This is a genomic window from Pedobacter lithocola, assembly GCF_042650845.1.
Taxonomy (GTDB): domain Bacteria; phylum Bacteroidota; class Bacteroidia; order Sphingobacteriales; family Sphingobacteriaceae; genus Pedobacter; species Pedobacter lithocola.
Genome location: NZ_JBHSBW010000004.1, coordinates 74,160 through 90,870, shown reverse-complemented (window position 1 = coordinate 90,870; position 16,711 = coordinate 74,160). Strand labels below are relative to the sequence as shown.

Here is a 16,711-nt window from a genome sequence, read left to right as displayed (position 1 = left end):
GGAAAATTAATAACCGAACTTAGGTTTATAGCTGATTTTTTAGTTTAACAAATTTTTAAAGCACAAAAAAGCCGATGCTTGTTACAACATCGGCGATTATTTCTTTATGAGATAACCTATCCTTCTAAATAACCAAATTTGCCTTCATTATAATCACACATTGCTTGATTTATTTCTTCTTGTGTGTTCATTAAAAATGGTCCGTATTGTACAATGGGTTCATCAATTGGTTCGCCACTTAGCACTAGAATAATGCTGTTTTGTAAAGCTTCGATACAAATTTCTTCTCCTTTGTTTTCGAAATGGATGAAGTTATTTACTTCAACAGTATCTTTTTCGTTTACCTTAATTGCTCCTTCTACTACCATAAAGCCTGTATTAAAAGCTGCCGCAAATGTAAAACTTGCCTTGCCGCCCTTATTTAAACGAGCATTATACAATTCTATAGGTGTAAATGTGCTGGCATTTCCAAAAATACCTTTGTACTTTCCAGCAATTACTTCAATTTTTCCGCCGTTATTTGGTAAAGTAAAACTTGCCATATCAGTTTGTTTTATTGGCTGATATTTTGGCTTGCTCATTTTATATGCAGCAGGTAAATTAATCCAAAGTTGTATCATTTGAAAAGGACCACCAGCTAAACTATAACTTTGTTCATGATATTCTTTATGTAGAATACCACTTGCTGCGGTCATCCATTGTACATCACCGGGATAAATAACACCACTGTTTCCGGCACTATCGTGGTGAGCAACGGATCCATAGTAAGCTATGGTTACAGTTTCAAAACCACGATGTGGATGGACGCCAACTCCACGAGGATCTTTCCTTGCAGAAAATTCTATTTTAGAACCGTAATCCATTAAAAAAAACGGACTCATATCTATCTTGTATCCGCTAGGGAAAAAATTATGTACCCTAAAGCCGTCACCAACCATGTGTGGCGCTGGTGCTTTTAATACTTGTGCAATTTCTTTAGTTTCCATTACCTTTAATAATTAAGGCAAGGGTTTTTGAGCATAAAAATTTATGCTCGAAACTCTATGCTTGTTTAACGAATTGCAATTCGCCTAAAATGCGTACTTCTTCGCTAACCATAACACCGCCAGTTTCTAAGGCTGCATTCCAGGTTAAGCCGAAATCAGAGCGATTAATTTTGCCGCTTAATGTAAAGCCCGCTTTTGTATTTCCCCAAGGGTCGGTTGCAATACCACCAAACTCAGCAGTTAATTTTACTGGCTTTGTTTCACCTTTAATAGTTAAATCGCCTTTCACAGTATAATCGCCACCGTCTTTTTCAATTGACGAAGATTTAAATTCTATTGTCGAAAATTTTTCTGCATCGAAAAAATCAGCGCTTTTTAAGTGATTATCTCTATCCGTGTTTCCTGTATCTAAAGAAGCAATTTCTCCATTAAAAGAAATTTCACCGTTTTCAAATTCATCATCTTCAGAGGTTAAATCGGCAGTGAAAGATTTTAAGCTACCAGTTACAGTAGTTATCATTAAGTGTTTTACTTTAAATTGTAATTCGCTGTGGGTTGGATCTAAAATCCATTTTGTAGTTGCCATAAATTTTATTTTTGAGGTGTTTAATATAACAACACAAAAGTATAGCACAGATAGGAATGTAGAATTGATGTATGATAATTAAATGAGTGAATTAACGAATGATAGATTGAATGAATGTTAGCAAACTTCGTAATCACTCCATCAAAATTCAAATATTCAAAATTTATGAAGGCCTAAAATGTTTATTTGCCAATTCTTTTCTAACCCTGCTTAATGATTCTGGGGTTATGCCTAAGTAGGATGCAATCATCCATTGCGGAACGCGTAGAGTAAGGCTTGGATAAAGCTTTATAAAATCAAGATACCTTTCTTCTGCCGTAGCACTTAAAAGCATATTAATTCTTTTTTGCATAAAGCGGATTGAATTGTGAAGCATGGTTACGTTTAATGCCAGTAAGCACGGAACCTTGCGAGATGCTTCACTCATAAAATTGTCTGGAACGATAACACATTCAGTAGCTTCTATTGCTTCTATAAAAAAATCAGATGGCTCTTCATGCATTTGGTTCCTGTCTGAAATAAACCAGTTTTCTGGTGCAAACTGAAGAATGTGTTCCTTGCCTTTTGCATCAATAGAATAAGAACGAAGCAAGCCTTTTCCTACAAAAAAGCCATATTTAAGCATATCGCCTTTGTATTGCAAGATTTCGTTTTTATCGAATTTTTTAACCCTTAATGTAGATGAAATACTTTCAAATTGCTCATCAGTTATTTCTATTTTGGATTGAAAATAATTTTTAAACTGATTAATCATAAGTGGCGGGATTATTTTTTGATGGGTTTGATGTCAGAAAAATCGACCCCACACTTACAATTACCACCACAACCATCTTTCTTAACCTGTAAAGATTTATAAACTAAACGAGCAACATAAATTAAGGCAACTGCAAAAAGCAAAAAAACTAAAATTGTTTGCGTGTTCATAAAACAAATATAAGGTTCATTCATATTTTAGTTTTCAGTTGAATGTAAAAAAGGTTGATTGCGAAATTTTGAGAAGCAAGGAGTCGAAAATTAAAAAAAAACGCAGAAATAGTTTAATAACAATATTAGGTTTGAATGGCGCCCATAAAGAGTGGTCGTCATCCTAGACTTGTTTCAGAAGCTTAATAGTTAGGTGGTTTAGTATAAAAGATGCTAAAAAAATTCAGCATGACGACCGCCAAATTCCGTAAAAGCTTTTCAGCCAATATTTTATGAGCTCTAAAAATGCTATTCTTTTAGAGAAACAATTATACCTCCATAAAACCTACAGTGCCACCAACCCAATCAAAATCGGCATTGTATCTCACACCAATCATTTTACCTTTACTTAATCGAGCCAAATTTGTGCAAAGTTGTGGTTCACCACCGTCAGGCCATAAATACATCATCCTAATTTCTACTTTTACTCCACCATCTGGAGATTGAACTACGGCCTCATATTTTACTTTTCTTTGTAAAATCCAATTTTCCGGGTCAGAGATTTTTTTAATATCTTGTTCAGTTATATCTATTATAACACCCATCCCTGCAAAAGAAAACAATGGTTTTAGTACGTAATTTTCCAAATTAGCAGGAATTTCTGTAACCTCATTTAAAAATCTGGTTTCAGGTACAAATTCGCTTTTAAGAAACGGCATGGTGTATTTGCTAATTCTGTAAAACCAATTTGGATGCGTTACCCATTCTATTTCCAATTCATCTCGCGGGTCGAAACTATTTTTAAAAATATCTTTATTATCAGCAACCTCATCAAAGATTAACCGATTGTAAATTCGCTTTAATTGAACTAGTTTTTCGCCTTCTTCGTAAAATAATTTGTTATCAACTTTTTTAATATCCTCTAAGGCAAGAATTTTAATGCCGAGCATTTTTTGGGTTACAAAAAAGTCAATTGCTGTTTTTTGGTTTGATGCATCAACATCCATTATCGCAACTTCATGCGGTTGGTGATTACCAATAATAACCTCCTTAAACAATTTAAAATACTTTTCTTCATTAAAACCATTTAAAAAATGGTTGGCAGAGTTATCAATTTCGAAACATTTGCGAAAAGTATTTGCCAAATGAATTTGAAAAGCATAAAGCGATGGGAAACCTTGCATTTCAATCAACATGGGTGATAATTCGCCATTTTCATTTTTGCAAATACCAAAATCGAAAGTTAAGAAATGCGGTTGCTTGTTTTCATTTGGTACATTCCAGTCTGCAGGAATAGATTTTTGAGTTAATGCTTTAAAGTTGGGTTGTTTTATAAGATTTATAATTTCTTCACCAGCGGCAATTAATTTTTCTTTTAATGCTTTTGGTACAAACACTGGGGTTTCTGCAACACGAAATGGAATTTCCTTATAGCCGTTTTCTAGTTCTTTTATAAAGTTTTTATACTTTTCTTCCGTAAATTGTTGGTTGTATTGTTGGCGTTGAGCAGGTATCATAGTTGGGTATGTGTTTTGCAAAAACGGTTTACGAAGCCTGAAGCAATCTTAATGCTATAAGTAAATTAGCCAATGGATTGAGATTGCTTCGTGCCTCGCAATTACGACCGCTTGTAAAATAATTAATATTGATTTTAAGCTTCTTGGAAGTTCCCAATAGCTTTTTGCAAAAAGTTAGGTAGAACAACGCTTTGAGTTAGTACAATCCTTTTTGGATCGTCTAAACTATTTAACATATCTAAATATTTTTGCTCTCCATGTAAATCTACAATCGCTTTTTTCTTTTCATCTTGCAACAAATACATTTTCATGCCAATTGGGTCAGCCTCTGGATGGAATTGTGTGCCGATAATCTCATCGGTAAAGCGGATAGACATCATGCAACGTTCTAAATCTACATGTTTGCGTTCTTTTTCTATTGCCAAAAGTTTAGCTCCTTTTGCTTCAAATGCAGCAAAATCGGGTTCTATAACTTGCCAATCTCTGCTATCTACAGAAAAAAATGGGTTTGTAATGCCTTCAAAAACTTGCTCTTTTTCTCCATCATCAGTTAGTGTGATTGGGAAAATGCCAAAAGCATTTGAACGTCTTTGAGTAACATTTCCCAATTCGAACTTTCTACAAGCCAGTTGGAAAGAATGACATATTAGGAAAGCATATTTTTTCTGTTCATCATTTTGGAGATTGAAAGCTTCTATTTCGTCAAGAAGATTGAAAAAATCATTTTCCCATTGCTCGCCTTTGCTTGCAATTGGGCTACCAGGGCCACCACTCGAGATATAAGCATCATACTCAATTCCCGGAATTTCTCCTTTTTGCCTTAAATCAAAAATATCGAAAGAAAGATTAATGTTATTGTCTTTGCCAAATCGGGATAAAATTTCCTGAATTCCCCGCATACCCTGATTTGGAGCGCCGTTATTCATGTCAATAACGGCGACCTTTAAACTGCTTTTATCCATTGTAAAATTACTTAGCGCCTATAAGTGTTTGAGTAGTAATGTAATCTACTACCGATTCAAAGTTACCAGTTTGTGCGTAAACTGCCAACTGCCTATCTGCACCTGTGCCATGTTCTAATATTTTATGAACATATTCTAAGTCACTTCTGCAGCCTAAATCATCTACAACATCATCTACAAAATCCAACAATTCTAAAACTAAATTGCGGCAATTCACTTCCATTTCTTTACCAAAATCAATCAGGTTTCCATCAATTCCGTAACGAGCCGCACGCCATTTATTTTCATTAATCAAGGCTCTCGAATAACTAATAAATTCCATGTTTTGCAAACGGAGTTTATATAGTTTGGCACATAATGCTTGGAATAAAGCCGTAAAAGCCATGGTTTCATCAATTAACATCGGGCAATCGCAAATGCGAAATTCAACCGTATCAAAAAATGGATGTACACGAATATCCCACCAAATCTTCTTTGCATTATCCATGCAATTGGTTTTAATTAGAAGTTTTACGTAATTGTCGTAATCTTCAATACTGTTAAAAATATCAGGAATGCCTGTACGTGGAAATTTGTCGAAAATTTTAGTTCTAAACGATTTATAACCTGTATTCCTTGATTCCCAAAAAGGAGAATTGGTTGACAATGCAAATACGTGAGGCAAGAAATATCTTACCTGATTTGCAATGTGAATAGCCAATTCACGAGATTGAAAACCAACATGAACATGAAGGCCAAAAATTAAATTTGAACGGGCAGCTTCCTGTAATTCATTTACAATTTCATTGTACCTCGGGTGTTCAGTTATTAATTGCTTTTCCCAGTGCGAAAATGGGTGTGTTCCGGCTGCGCCGATTCTTAAGCCTTGCTCTCCGGCAAGTTGCGAAACCGTATATCTCAATTGAGAAATTTCTTTACGGGCTTCTTCAGTTGTTTTGCAAATGCCGGTTCCAACTTCTACAACGGCCTGATGCATTTCTGCTTTTACCTGGTCTTTATGTATTTTCTGTGCGGCCTCTACAATTTTTTGGTCATGCGAGGTAAGTTCCCTGGTAACGGGATCAATTACCATGTATTCTTCCTCTATGCCAAGCGTGAATTCATTCATTTTTAGTAATATTTGGTTAGAAATCCCTTTTATTTTTTTGTTGCTTTTTTAGCTGCGGCAGCTTTTGGCTTTTCAGGTGCTTTTTCTGCCTTTACTTTTGGTTCTGCTTTTGCTATTAATGGTCTGCCAGCAACAGAAGCTCTAATGTATTCGCCCCAGGTTAAATTATCCTGACCAGGTTTTTGTGCTTTTGCTCTCTCAATTGCATAGTTTGCAGTTGTTTCAACAACCCAATCAAAATTGTCTTGTCCAACACTTTTAATGTCAGCATCTGGTGCAGGGTTACAGAAATCGATAGCAATTGGAATACCATCCCGCACCGCAAATTCTACTGTATTAAAGTCATAACCTAAATACTGGCACAGTTTCAATGTATACTCTTCAACAGTTTTTAGCAATTTTGGATCTGGACTTTTGCCATCCACAGCGTAACGCAAATGATGTGGGTTGCGAGGTTCGTATTGCATAATTCGGACATGCTTTCCACCTATACAGTAACATCTAAAATATTCATCAAAAATAATTTCTTCTTGCAAAAGCATTACCAATTGGTCGGTACCGGCATGTTTATCAAAAAAATCTTCTTTATCATGAAGTTTGTAAACATCTCTCCATCCGCCGCCATCATAAGGTTTCATATAAGCAGGAAAACCAGTATATTCAAAAATGGCATCCCAGTTTAAAGGCATTGTTAAGTTAGAAAACGATTCGCCTGTTGTACCTGTTGGATGTTGTCTTGATGGAATTAATGCAGTTTTTGGTACTGGCACGCCAATTTGTTCGGCTAAGGCATTATTGAAAAACTTTTCATCGGCACTCCACCAAAATGGGTTATTGATAACTGCTGTTCCGGTTATTGCTGCATTTTTTAATGATGCACGATAAAATGGAACATCTTGCGAAATTCTGTCGATAATTACAGCGTAATCTAACGGCGAGTTTTGAAGTATCTTTTCTATTTGAACAGGTTCAGCAGTGATTCCTTTTTCTGCTTTCTGATTAATTCTCTCTACTACGGCTTCAGGAAATGAGCGTTCCTGACCAAATAAAATCCCTATTTTTTTCATAAATTTTTGTTGTTATTAATTTTAATGCTCGTTTTTCGAAAAATGAAAAACATTTATCTTTTAAAGTTGTGCAATATAATTCGGAAACATTTCTCGCCAAATAGGCCAATCATGATCGGCATTCTGTCTTACATCTAACCAATGATTTATACCTTTTTGTGCTAAAATTTGGGATAATCTTTCGTTTTCTGAGCGGCAAATATCTCTATCTGATGTACCTAGAACTATCTTCATGTAATGTAACTCTGGGTTACTGTTGTTTAATAAATAATCTACAGGATTATTAAAATAAACATCATCGTTATAAAATCCATCAAGCTGGCCACTAATATCAAATGCACCACTCATACTAAACATGTGGCTAACCAACCACGGATGCCTAAAAGCAAAATTTGCCGCATGGTATCCTCCAAAACTACAGCCAGCAGTAATAATTTTGCTGTGCCCGGTTTCATGTCTGGCTAAAGGTGCAACTTCTTCCAGTAGGTATTTATCATACCAAATATGATTTTTAACTCTATCTGCGGGATGTATGCCTTTGTTATACCAGCTTAATTTATCAATACCATCCGGACAATAAATCTTAATTCGGCCTTCACTTATAAATCCTTCCACAGAATCAATTAATTTGAAGTCTTTCGTTTCGAAATATCTACCCATGCTTGTTGGGAACAGTAGAATAGGGATACCACCGTGACCAAAGATGAGCATGTCGATATCAGTACCTAAATTTGGGCTGTACCACTTTTTATGTTCTTCTTTAACCATATATAAAATTTAATGTTTTAAGGTATAAATTAAATTTAATAAAATGAATCTAAATGCGTCAAAATTATGGGTAATGTAAAAATTGATGGCTACTAATTAATAATTTATTTGGTTTTGTACCTTTGCACTAATTGAGGCTATGCCTAATTACAGTGAGTTTGAATATTATGTACACAACAATATTATCAGTAAAAGTTAATTCCATTTCATTTAAAGTGCCTTCGGCTTTTTTGGCCCGTGAGGTTGATATAGATATTTATGTACCTGAAGGCATTTTAGGTAATGAAAAAATAGAGCTGCTTTTACTTAATGATGGGCAGGATGTTGCTAAAATGGATTTTAAAAAGATTTTAGAAGAAGCCCATCATAATAAAAGGAATCATAGGTTAATAGTGGTTGCAATTAAGGCTTCTGCAGAGCGCTTAATGGAATACGGCGTTGCTGGTGTGCCAGATTTTAAAGGTCGCGGAGCGAAGGCCAGTCTTTACAGCGATTTTATTATAAAAGAACTGCTACCGTTTGTTAAAAAGAAAATTGCCATGCCGATAACCGGTAAAGTTGCTTTTGGTGGTTTTTCTTTAGGTGGTTTATCTGCTTTTGATATCGCCTGGAATAACCCTTCGGTATTTGATTCGATTGGTGTTTTTTCGGGTGCTTTTTGGTGGCGTAAGAAAGATTTAGCTGATGGTTATACAGATGCCGACAGAATTATGCATTCGCTTATCGATACATCTTCTACTAAACCTGATATGAAATTTTGGTTAATGACGGGAACGGAAGATGAAAAAGCTGACCGTAATAAAAATTTGATTATTGATTCTATAGATGATACCATTGATGTAGTAAAATCGCTTTTATTGAAAGGCTATAAACGCCCCGAAAATATTTTTTATTACGAAAAAGTTGGCGGTAAACACGATGTTCCGACCTGGGAAAACGCAATGCCTGCATTTTTAAACTGGGCATTTGAGGTTTAAGCTTTTTAATGTCTATCTTCTCGGATATGTATTAATCCACTGAGTTCCTGTGCTGCGAATAGCGGCGTAACTTATTTTCTGTATGCCTTTACTAAGCTGGTTTAACTGAGTTTTGTTTAGGTTAAGACTAGGAAAAGCTACATTATCAGCCCAAAAAATTACTTCAGCATTTTTTTTTGAATTAACATTAGCAGGCAAGGGCTTGCGAAAACTAAAAACGAATTTAGGGCTTTTATTATCGTCAGATATCGCTGCATAATTTAGGTACAAGGCAAAATCTGCTTCGGCAGGTGTACTTACAAGTTTAAGACTTTGTTCTTTCCGTAGTGTAGAATTGATTACGATTGCGATATCTGAAGGTATAGCCATTAATATAAAAAACTCGTTTTGCTTGATGATTTTCGAAATTTCCAAACCCGAATTTTTCTGGTTATTGAATAAGAAAGTTGCTGCTGTTTGATTGTCGTTAAAATTAAAATAATCCTGATAAGTTTTTTCTTTCGTAAATGGCAAAACCTGCTTATTAAACATATCCATATACGCTGCAGATTTAAGTGTTGATGCTGGAACATAAATTTTTATTATCGGATTAGACACACGGTATCTATCCCTAATAAAAAACACATCGTCCTTCTTGATCGTAATTTTTGGGTCGATTACAGCTAATGCGCTATCAGGAAAAACCTTTGAAATCGTAAAACTAATTGCCTTGTCTTTTGTCGAAAATATGTTTCCAATCATAATGTCGTCTTTAGCGCCAACATCTACTACAACTTTTCCGGGTAGGCTGCTAACAACCCGGGTTTGCAATAAAGGAATGCTCAGCTGAACGGGTAGGCCGATAAAATTTAATTTATCACGCGATAGTGTATCATAGCGAAATCCAGGTCTTTGCTGTAAATTCTGAACGTCATCAATATCATTTTTTATCCTTGCAATAATTTCAGATAGGGGTAAATCGACTTTACTTTGCTCGAAAATATTTATAATTGCTTTGGTAAATGCGCCATGTGGCCTGCCTCCTTCATCCCAAATTTCTACTGCCTTTTCTGCCCATGAACAGGCAGCTAAATTTGCAAAACGAGAATTAGGCGTTTCTGACGGTCGTTCGATTACAGTTTTATCGGCGATTGTAAGGGTTTTGTTAAGTTTGAACGACCTCAAATCAATTACGCCTGTTGGAACAACTTTGTTTGTTTTAACATCTACCACTCGGTAAGGATTGTGATACACGGGTGGTAGTGGTGCCATTGGAATATTTTCGCTGTAACAGCAGTCAAGAATACTAGTTAAGGTAACTTTCTTTTCAACAAATCGATTAAAAAGTATCTTTAATGTATTATCTCTAACCAGGCATTCATAGTTTGGCGAATATAAATCGCTCATACAAATTGCCTGATTATAACCCTGTTTAATCGAGTCGGCTTTATTTTCCGGATTGATTGTATAAACACCATGGCCACAAAAGAAGAATACCGCAACATCTCCGGGTTTACTTTTTTCGAGGATATTCTCCATTGCAGCTAAAAACGTTTTCTGTGTAGCTTGAGCATTTATTAATGTTTTTACGTTTTCTTTAGGAAAGGTAAAGCGGTTTATTAAAAGTGATTTCATGCTAATAGCATCATTTACGCAACCTTTTAAACTGTATTCGTTGCTCTTTACACCTGGCTTATCGTAGTATTCATTAATGCCAACAATAACTGCATATTTATTTTGAGAAAAGCTCAGTAAGGAGGAGAAAAATAAAAGTAAAAACAGGGATGTTTTCATTTTCGAGAAAGATTAATTTTAGGAAGCTGTCTTTTACAAATTAGATAGAAAGTAAAAGATTACGATTGTAAAATATCCAGATTTTTTAAGGATAAACATAATTATATGTATTAAATTTAACTTATAAATCCCTAAAAATGAAATTGATAGCTCTTTTAAATCTTTTTTTATTTGTTTCAGTTACAAGTTTTGCTCAGAAGCAAGTTTTGGATAGTTTGTATAAAGATTTAGCTTCTCAAAAAACAGATAGCGGAAGAGTTAGCGTACTGTATGATTTGAGTTATTCTTATCATAAATCAAAACCCGATTCTGCCTTAATCCTTGCGCAACAAGCTTATAAATTGGCGAAGAAAATTAAATTTTTAAAGGGTGAATCATGGGCTTTAAACGGGCTGGCAAATGCCTTTCATTCTTTACATAATTATCCTCGGGCTATAGAATATTTCATAGAAGAACTGAAGATTCATGAAAAGAGGGGTATGCCTGAAAATATGGCTAATACTTATATTAGTATGGCACTGGTTTATAGTAGCGAAGAGGAATATGGAAAGGCACTTTCTTATGCATTTAAAGCCGAAGAAATTGCCAAGAAGAATAGTTTTGCAGATTTAATTCTTTATTCGAAACTAAACATTGGAGATATTTATGAGAAATCGAACCAGCTTTCATCAGCAATGATTTATACACATGGTGCTTACGAACTTTCATTGCTTCAAAAAAACGATCTTATTACCGGAACATCATTAAATAACCTTGGCAACATTTATTTGAAACGCAAAGATTATTTAAATGCACTTAACTATTACAGGAAGAGTATGCCAATCTTAGAAAAAGTAAGTGATTTAAATACTTTGGCAGAGTGTAATTTGGGCTTGGCAAAGGTTTACAAAGAAGAAGGAAAAATTGATTCAGCGGTTTATTATGCCAGAAAAGTTTACGATTTGGCAATTAAAAATGAATTCTTCGCAAGAGCTGTAGATGCAAGTACATTTCTTGTAAAACTTTATAAAGGAATAAGTAAAATTGATAGTGCTTTTGCATATCAGGAAATTGCTGTAAACCTTTCTAATTCAATAGATAGTAAAGAAAGAGCCAAGGAAGTTCAAAGTATTACAATTGGGGAAGAATTTAGGCAAAAGGAAATAGAAGAATCAAAATTAAAAGAGGCCGAAGAGAGGAAGCAAAAATTACAACTACTTGCCATCGGCATATTTATCCCAATTCTATTTTTTTTAAGTATATTTTTAAGCCGGAGGAAAATTTCAAAAAAAGTAATAGAATTTTCAGGTATTTTATCCTTACTAATGTTGTTTGAATATCTGACTTTGTTTATTCATCCGTTTGTAGCCGAAAAATCACATCATTCTCCAATCATCGAAATTATTGTTTTTGTAATTATAGCTTCTTTATTAACGCCAACGCATCACCGAGTAGAGCATTGGTTGATTAATAAATTAACTAAATACAGGGAACAACAATTATTAAGCAAGCCAAAATTGCAGACAAAAGAAACCTCTGAAGATGTTGCACTAGATTCAGAAAATAGCTGAAAATTCTACTGGCAAATGTTATTTCTTAACAGCTGGTGGCGCTTGTCCGGCTCTGCCTCCTGTATCCGTTGTATCTGTCATATTTTTTGACATTGAAGCCGAACTATCTACAACCGTTGTATCTGTTGTAATAGTGGTCGTTGTATCGGTTGTTTCAGCTTTTTTTTCGCTGTTACAACCTTGGAATGATAATGCAGATAAAGCAATCAGGAGTGTGCTAGTTGAGATGATTGTTTTTTTCATAATTAATTTGAGATTAAGGTTTATTGAAGTTAAAAAATATTTTTATTATAATCTTCTGTTTTTCATTTAGTTATAAAATATTGACTAATGTCAACATGTTTAAAATGATCTAGCTTTTCACCTATTATTGTTTTTTTGTCTTAATACAACTTTGAAATATTTGAACCATCAAAATTTTATAAACAGGATTGAAATGGAAAACAATAAGAATGCAAACCGAAAAGATTCCTTAACTGCTTTTCTTATTAAAAATGAGCTGATTACAATATTATCATAGCATTAAATAGCAAGCTATATAGTAGAAAATCCATTTCTAAACACTATCTTTGCGCCAAATTTGAGGCGCATTTTATGCAAAAGATTAGAAATATAGCTATTATAGCACACGTTGACCACGGTAAAACTACGTTGGTTGATAAGATTTTACATTCTTGTTCTATTTTTCGTGATAACGAACAAACAGGAGATTTGATATTGGATAATAACGATTTAGAACGCGAACGTGGTATCACAATCGTATCTAAAAACGTATCGGTACAGTATAAAGATGTAAAGATTAATATTATTGACACACCTGGTCACGCGGATTTTGGCGGTGAGGTAGAACGTGTTTTGAAAATGGCAGATGGTGTACTTTTACTTTGCGATGCTTTTGAAGGTGCAATGCCTCAAACGCGTTTCGTAACGCAAAAAGCTTTGGCACTTGGTTTAAAACCGATTGTGGTTGTAAACAAAGTAGATAAAGAAAACTGTCGCCCGGAAGAGGTTTATGAACAAATTTTCGAATTGTTTTTTAACCTTGAAGCAACTGAAGAGCAATTGGATTTCCCTGTTATTTACGGTTCATCGAAACAAGGATGGATGAGTACAGACTGGAAAGTGCCAACTACTGATATTTTCGCTTTATTGGATGCTGTTGTAGCAAACATTCCACCTGCACCAATTAATGATGGTACTTTACAAATGCAAATTACTTCGTTAGATTACTCATCTTTCGTGGGTCGTATTGCAATTGGTCGTGTTCATCGTGGTACAATTAAAGAAAACCAACCAGTTACTTTAATTAAACGCGACGGTAGAGTTGTTAAAACTAGAGTAAAAGAACTTTATACTTTCGAAGGTTTAGGAAAAATCCGTACACAAGAAGTAGGTTCAGGAGATATTTGTGCGGTTGTAGGTATTGATGGATTTGATATTGGTGATACCATTTCGGATTTTGATGCACCAGAACAATTGCCAGTTATCAGTATTGATGAGCCAACGATGAATATGTTGTTTACCATCAACAACTCTCCATTTTTTGGTAAAGAAGGTAAATTGGTTACTTCGCAACGTATTAAAGAACGCTTAATTAAAGAAACTGAGAAAAACCTTGCATTAAAGGTTGTTGAAACAGCATCTCCAGATTCGTGGTTGGTTTACGGTCGTGGTATTCTCCATTTATCGGTATTAATCGAAACGATGCGTCGTGAAGGTTATGAAATTCAGGTTGGTCAGCCACAGGTTATTGTTAAAGAAATTGACGGTAAAAAATGTGAGCCAATTGAGACTTTGATTGTTGATGTACCGGGTGAAGTTTCTGGTAAAGTAATCGAATTGGTAACTCAACGTAAAGGCGAGTTGTTAATTATGGAGCCAAAAGGCGATTTACAGCACTTAGAATTTGAAATCCCATCTCGTGGTATTATTGGTTTACGTAATAACGTATTAACTGCAACTGCTGGCGAGGCGATTATGGCACACCGTTTCAAAGCTTATGAGCCTTGGAAAGGTACAATTCCTGGTCGTTCTAATGGTGTGTTGGTTTCAATGGAAAAAGGTCAAACTACTGCTTATTCAATTGATAAGTTGCAAGATAGAGGTCGTTTCTTTGTTGATCCAGGAGTTGATGTTTACGAAGGTCAGATTATGGGTGAGCACATCCGTGATAATGATTTGGTAGTAAACATTGTTAAAGGAAAAGCATTAACGAACATGCGTGCATCTGGTACCGATGATAACGCTCGTATTGCACCTGCTATTAAATTCTCGTTAGAAGAAGCTATGGAATACATCCAGGCAGATGAATACATCGAGGTTACACCGGCAAGCATGCGTTTACGTAAAATCTTTTTAACAGAACAAGAACGTAAAGTTAAAGGAAAGCAATTCGCTTAATCTTAACTAATTCCTCCCTCTTGGGGAAGACTTAAAAATATAGTTTAAATATAAGCCTCGATGTAAATCGGGGCTTTTTTGTTTTTTACCACCTAAGACATCTAAGAACATCTTAGCAGGGTTTAATATTATTTTGCTTCTAGGTTTCCTCAGCAAACTTTGTGGTAAAAAGGATAAAATACTATCTTGACAAAAAAATCCTAAAGTAAAAAGAATGATTTTTCCGGTTATAGCTGCACTTTATAAATGTTTAAAAATATCCAGAATTAGAAATTTTCAACGCTATAAATACAAAGTTCTTCCCACAGGAAATATAAGGTTGCATCCGGCTTTGCGTACTTTGCGCTTATCTTAAAAATCTTTGCGGTTAAATTATTAAAATGCTACATTGTTCATTAATGGAACAAGAAGACGTAAAAATTCTAAAGAAAAAACCGATTTTTCCGGTTACGCCTGCGCTACAAAAGTATTTGCGTTTATATCAGCGTGATGCAAAATTGCCAATTTCGTATAATGATTTAATGCAGTTTAATGAAGCCTTTCCTTTAATGGATAAGTTTGGAAAAGATTCGTTATGGGAAGGACCAATTTATGCACAAGATTTAATTGACAATTTGCATAAGGGCTTGAAGGAGATTTATGCAAATTTAAAGGCTTCGGGAAATTTGCGTATTGTTGAGCACAAATACATCGATAAAATTGAATATTGTACGTTTGGAAACACACATCCATTTCGTATTAGAATTGTTAACCGATTGAACGATGTTTATGATTATTTCTATATTAAAAAGGCTGACGCATCTAGAATTTATGGTTTAGAGTTAGAAGAAATTTTATCTCCAAACCAAGTTAATTATTTGGTAGATGGAGAAACTTTGGTTGAAGAGCACATTGCCGGAATTCCTGGTGATGTTTTTACAAAGGGGCAGTTATATACGCCAGAATTTAACCCAACTCGTATTGCAAAAGAGTTTGTAAAATTTAACGAACGTTGTTTAATTATGCTTTTGGGTGATATGAGAGCATATAATTTCGTTGTTCAAATTACACCAGATTTTGATGATATACAATTTAGAATCAGGGCGATAGATTTTGATCAGCAATTTTACGAAGGAAACCTAAAGGTTTATTTACCTCAGTTTTTTAAAGAGAATTTGCCATACGTAAAAATGAGTATGGAGCAGCTTACGGAAAAAACTGTATTACAATACCAACAAGAAGAACGTTCATCGATAGTACATCGGGTTAGGAGTGAGCGTCATCGTTTAACTGATTTACGTGATGTATCAAATAAAGAAGCTTTAACAACGCCAGAAAATATCGCTTTACTTAAACAATCAATGTCTGATTACTTTAAAGATAATAATTATCTAAGGTGTAAAACAATGACAGATATTATCGAACTAAATATTAAAAATATTATTAGACAGGTTAAATTATAAAAAAACGGCTGGTTTGATAAAAACCAGCCGCCTTTGAATAACTTAGGAGAGCGATGAGCGCATTTATGCATGCTGCCCATCATGTACGCCTTCGGCAAATTCCTCTACAATTTTATCATTAAACGCAGGTAAATCTTTCGGTGTACGACTGGTAACTAAACCTTGGTCTACAACAACTTCTTCATCCGACCAGTTTGCTCCAGCATTAATTAAATCTTGCGCAATGTTTTTTACCGATGTTAGTTTTCTTCCATCAACAACACCTGCACTAATTAAAGTCTGTGGTCCGTGGCAAATTGCTGCCACAGGTTTACCGGCTTCAAAAAACGCTTTTACAAATGCAATGGCATCTTCATTAACACGTAATTTATCTGGATTAATTACTCCGCCAGGTAACAATAAACCATCATAGTCATCAGCATTTGCTTCGGTAATGGTTTTATCTATATCAACCTCTATCGACCAATGGTCTTCATCCCAAGCTTTAATTTTTCCGCTTTTTGATGAAATGATATGTACAGTTGCACCTTCTTCTTTTAACCTTTTTACTGGTTCAGTTAATTCTACTTCTTCAAATCCATCTTCTGAAAGTACAGCTATGTTGCGATTACTTAATTGTCCCATAATTCTTTATTTTTAAATAGGTGATATATCTAAATACAGAATTAAGAA

Annotated in this window: 16 protein-coding genes; 4 read left to right on the top strand and 12 right to left on the bottom strand. The window is 34.7% G+C overall.

Going from position 1 to position 16,711, the window contains the following annotated elements; all coding sequences use genetic code 11:
* Positions 1-116: 116 nt before the first annotated feature.
* The 9 genes from ACFOWA_RS02330 to ACFOWA_RS02290 form a co-directional block, all read right to left on the bottom strand.
* The gene (locus ACFOWA_RS02330) at positions 117-986 is read right to left on the bottom strand and encodes a pirin family protein (protein ID WP_378981377.1); all 870 of its coding nucleotides are present in this window, start codon (positions 984-986) and stop codon (positions 117-119) included.
* A gap of 55 nt (positions 987-1,041) precedes the next feature.
* Positions 1,042-1,572, bottom strand: coding sequence for a YceI family protein (locus ACFOWA_RS02325; RefSeq protein WP_378981375.1), 531 nt, complete (start codon positions 1,570-1,572; stop codon positions 1,042-1,044).
* Positions 1,573-1,735: 163 nt separating this feature from the next.
* Positions 1,736-2,326, bottom strand: coding sequence for a Crp/Fnr family transcriptional regulator (locus ACFOWA_RS02320; RefSeq protein WP_378981373.1), 591 nt, complete (start codon positions 2,324-2,326; stop codon positions 1,736-1,738).
* Positions 2,327-2,337: 11 nt separating this feature from the next.
* Positions 2,338-2,496, bottom strand: a complete 159-nt coding sequence (locus tag ACFOWA_RS02315; RefSeq protein ID WP_378981371.1) for a FeoB-associated Cys-rich membrane protein — start codon at positions 2,494-2,496, stop codon at positions 2,338-2,340.
* Positions 2,497-2,804: 308 nt separating this feature from the next.
* Positions 2,805-3,992 (bottom strand): hypothetical protein, encoded by a 1,188-nt coding sequence (locus ACFOWA_RS02310; protein WP_378981369.1) that lies wholly within the window; start codon positions 3,990-3,992, stop codon positions 2,805-2,807.
* 134 nt (positions 3,993-4,126) lie between these two features.
* A complete protein-coding gene (locus ACFOWA_RS02305) occupies positions 4,127-4,954 on the bottom strand; it encodes a type 1 glutamine amidotransferase (RefSeq protein WP_378981367.1) in 828 nt (275 codons plus the stop codon).
* A 7-nt stretch (positions 4,955-4,961) separates the two neighbouring features.
* The gene (locus ACFOWA_RS02300) at positions 4,962-6,062 is read right to left on the bottom strand and encodes a carboxylate-amine ligase (protein ID WP_378981365.1); all 1,101 of its coding nucleotides are present in this window, start codon (positions 6,060-6,062) and stop codon (positions 4,962-4,964) included.
* Positions 6,063-6,091: 29 nt separating this feature from the next.
* Positions 6,092-7,129 carry an ATP-grasp domain-containing protein gene (locus ACFOWA_RS02295; RefSeq protein ID WP_378981363.1) on the bottom strand — a complete coding sequence of 346 codons (1,038 nt, stop codon included), beginning with the start codon at positions 7,127-7,129 and terminating at the stop codon, positions 6,092-6,094.
* 60 nt (positions 7,130-7,189) lie between these two features.
* Complete coding sequence (locus ACFOWA_RS02290; protein WP_378981361.1) at positions 7,190-7,897, bottom strand: esterase family protein; 708 nt, start codon at positions 7,895-7,897, stop codon at positions 7,190-7,192.
* Positions 7,898-8,064: 167 nt separating this feature from the next.
* On the opposite strand from ACFOWA_RS02290, the gene ACFOWA_RS02285 reads away from it, so the two are divergent.
* A complete protein-coding gene (locus tag ACFOWA_RS02285; RefSeq protein WP_378981359.1) occupies positions 8,065-8,874 on the top strand; it encodes an alpha/beta hydrolase in 810 nt (269 codons plus the stop codon).
* A gap of 12 nt (positions 8,875-8,886) precedes the next feature.
* Here the strand turns inward: ACFOWA_RS02285 and ACFOWA_RS02280 are convergent, their stop codons facing one another.
* Positions 8,887-10,647, bottom strand: coding sequence for a caspase family protein (locus ACFOWA_RS02280; protein ID WP_378981357.1), 1,761 nt, complete (start codon positions 10,645-10,647; stop codon positions 8,887-8,889).
* A 137-nt stretch (positions 10,648-10,784) separates the two neighbouring features.
* Between ACFOWA_RS02280 and ACFOWA_RS02275 the strand changes: the two genes are divergently transcribed.
* Complete coding sequence (locus ACFOWA_RS02275; RefSeq protein ID WP_378981355.1) at positions 10,785-12,197, top strand: tetratricopeptide repeat protein; 1,413 nt, start codon at positions 10,785-10,787, stop codon at positions 12,195-12,197.
* Positions 12,198-12,215: 18 nt separating this feature from the next.
* On the opposite strand, the gene ACFOWA_RS02270 is transcribed toward ACFOWA_RS02275, so the two are convergent.
* A complete protein-coding gene (locus ACFOWA_RS02270; protein ID WP_378981353.1) occupies positions 12,216-12,440 on the bottom strand; it encodes a hypothetical protein in 225 nt (74 codons plus the stop codon).
* Between the two features lie 351 nt (positions 12,441-12,791).
* On the opposite strand from ACFOWA_RS02270, the gene typA reads away from it, so the two are divergent.
* Both typA and ACFOWA_RS02260 read left to right on the top strand, forming a co-directional pair.
* Positions 12,792-14,597, top strand: a complete 1,806-nt coding sequence (typA, locus tag ACFOWA_RS02265; protein ID WP_378981351.1) for a translational GTPase TypA — start codon at positions 12,792-12,794, stop codon at positions 14,595-14,597.
* 398 nt (positions 14,598-14,995) lie between these two features.
* Positions 14,996-16,039, top strand: a complete 1,044-nt coding sequence (locus tag ACFOWA_RS02260; protein WP_378981349.1) for a hypothetical protein — start codon at positions 14,996-14,998, stop codon at positions 16,037-16,039.
* Positions 16,040-16,102: 63 nt separating this feature from the next.
* On the opposite strand, the gene ACFOWA_RS02255 is transcribed toward ACFOWA_RS02260, so the two are convergent.
* Positions 16,103-16,663, bottom strand: coding sequence for a type 1 glutamine amidotransferase domain-containing protein (locus ACFOWA_RS02255; protein WP_378981347.1), 561 nt, complete (start codon positions 16,661-16,663; stop codon positions 16,103-16,105).
* Between the last annotated feature and the right edge of the window lie 48 nt (positions 16,664-16,711).

What these genes read in the sequence shown, in the direction of transcription:
- ACFOWA_RS02290 (WP_378981361.1), bottom strand. Translation starts at nt 7,897, where the DNA reads ATGGTTAAAGAAGAACATAAAAAGTGGTACAGCCCAAATTTAGGTACT.
- ACFOWA_RS02255 (WP_378981347.1), bottom strand. Translation starts at nt 16,663, where the DNA reads ATGGGACAATTAAGTAATCGCAACATAGCTGTACTTTCAGAAGATGGA.
- ACFOWA_RS02325 (WP_378981375.1), bottom strand. Translation starts at nt 1,572, where the DNA reads ATGGCAACTACAAAATGGATTTTAGATCCAACCCACAGCGAATTACAA.
- ACFOWA_RS02260 (WP_378981349.1), top strand. Translation starts at nt 14,996, where the DNA reads ATGGAACAAGAAGACGTAAAAATTCTAAAGAAAAAACCGATTTTTCCG.
- ACFOWA_RS02315 (WP_378981371.1), bottom strand. Translation starts at nt 2,496, where the DNA reads ATGAACACGCAAACAATTTTAGTTTTTTTGCTTTTTGCAGTTGCCTTA.
- ACFOWA_RS02310 (WP_378981369.1), bottom strand. Translation starts at nt 3,992, where the DNA reads ATGATACCTGCTCAACGCCAACAATACAACCAACAATTTACGGAAGAA.
- ACFOWA_RS02330 (WP_378981377.1), bottom strand. Translation starts at nt 986, where the DNA reads ATGGAAACTAAAGAAATTGCACAAGTATTAAAAGCACCAGCGCCACAC.
- ACFOWA_RS02300 (WP_378981365.1), bottom strand. Translation starts at nt 6,062, where the DNA reads ATGAATGAATTCACGCTTGGCATAGAGGAAGAATACATGGTAATTGAT.
- ACFOWA_RS02270 (WP_378981353.1), bottom strand. Translation starts at nt 12,440, where the DNA reads ATGAAAAAAACAATCATCTCAACTAGCACACTCCTGATTGCTTTATCT.
- ACFOWA_RS02275 (WP_378981355.1), top strand. Translation starts at nt 10,785, where the DNA reads ATGAAATTGATAGCTCTTTTAAATCTTTTTTTATTTGTTTCAGTTACA.
- ACFOWA_RS02295 (WP_378981363.1), bottom strand. Translation starts at nt 7,129, where the DNA reads ATGAAAAAAATAGGGATTTTATTTGGTCAGGAACGCTCATTTCCTGAA.
- typA (WP_378981351.1), top strand. Translation starts at nt 12,792, where the DNA reads ATGCAAAAGATTAGAAATATAGCTATTATAGCACACGTTGACCACGGT.
- ACFOWA_RS02280 (WP_378981357.1), bottom strand. Translation starts at nt 10,647, where the DNA reads ATGAAAACATCCCTGTTTTTACTTTTATTTTTCTCCTCCTTACTGAGC.
- ACFOWA_RS02285 (WP_378981359.1), top strand. Translation starts at nt 8,065, where the DNA reads ATGTACACAACAATATTATCAGTAAAAGTTAATTCCATTTCATTTAAA.
- ACFOWA_RS02305 (WP_378981367.1), bottom strand. Translation starts at nt 4,954, where the DNA reads ATGGATAAAAGCAGTTTAAAGGTCGCCGTTATTGACATGAATAACGGC.
- ACFOWA_RS02320 (WP_378981373.1), bottom strand. Translation starts at nt 2,326, where the DNA reads ATGATTAATCAGTTTAAAAATTATTTTCAATCCAAAATAGAAATAACT.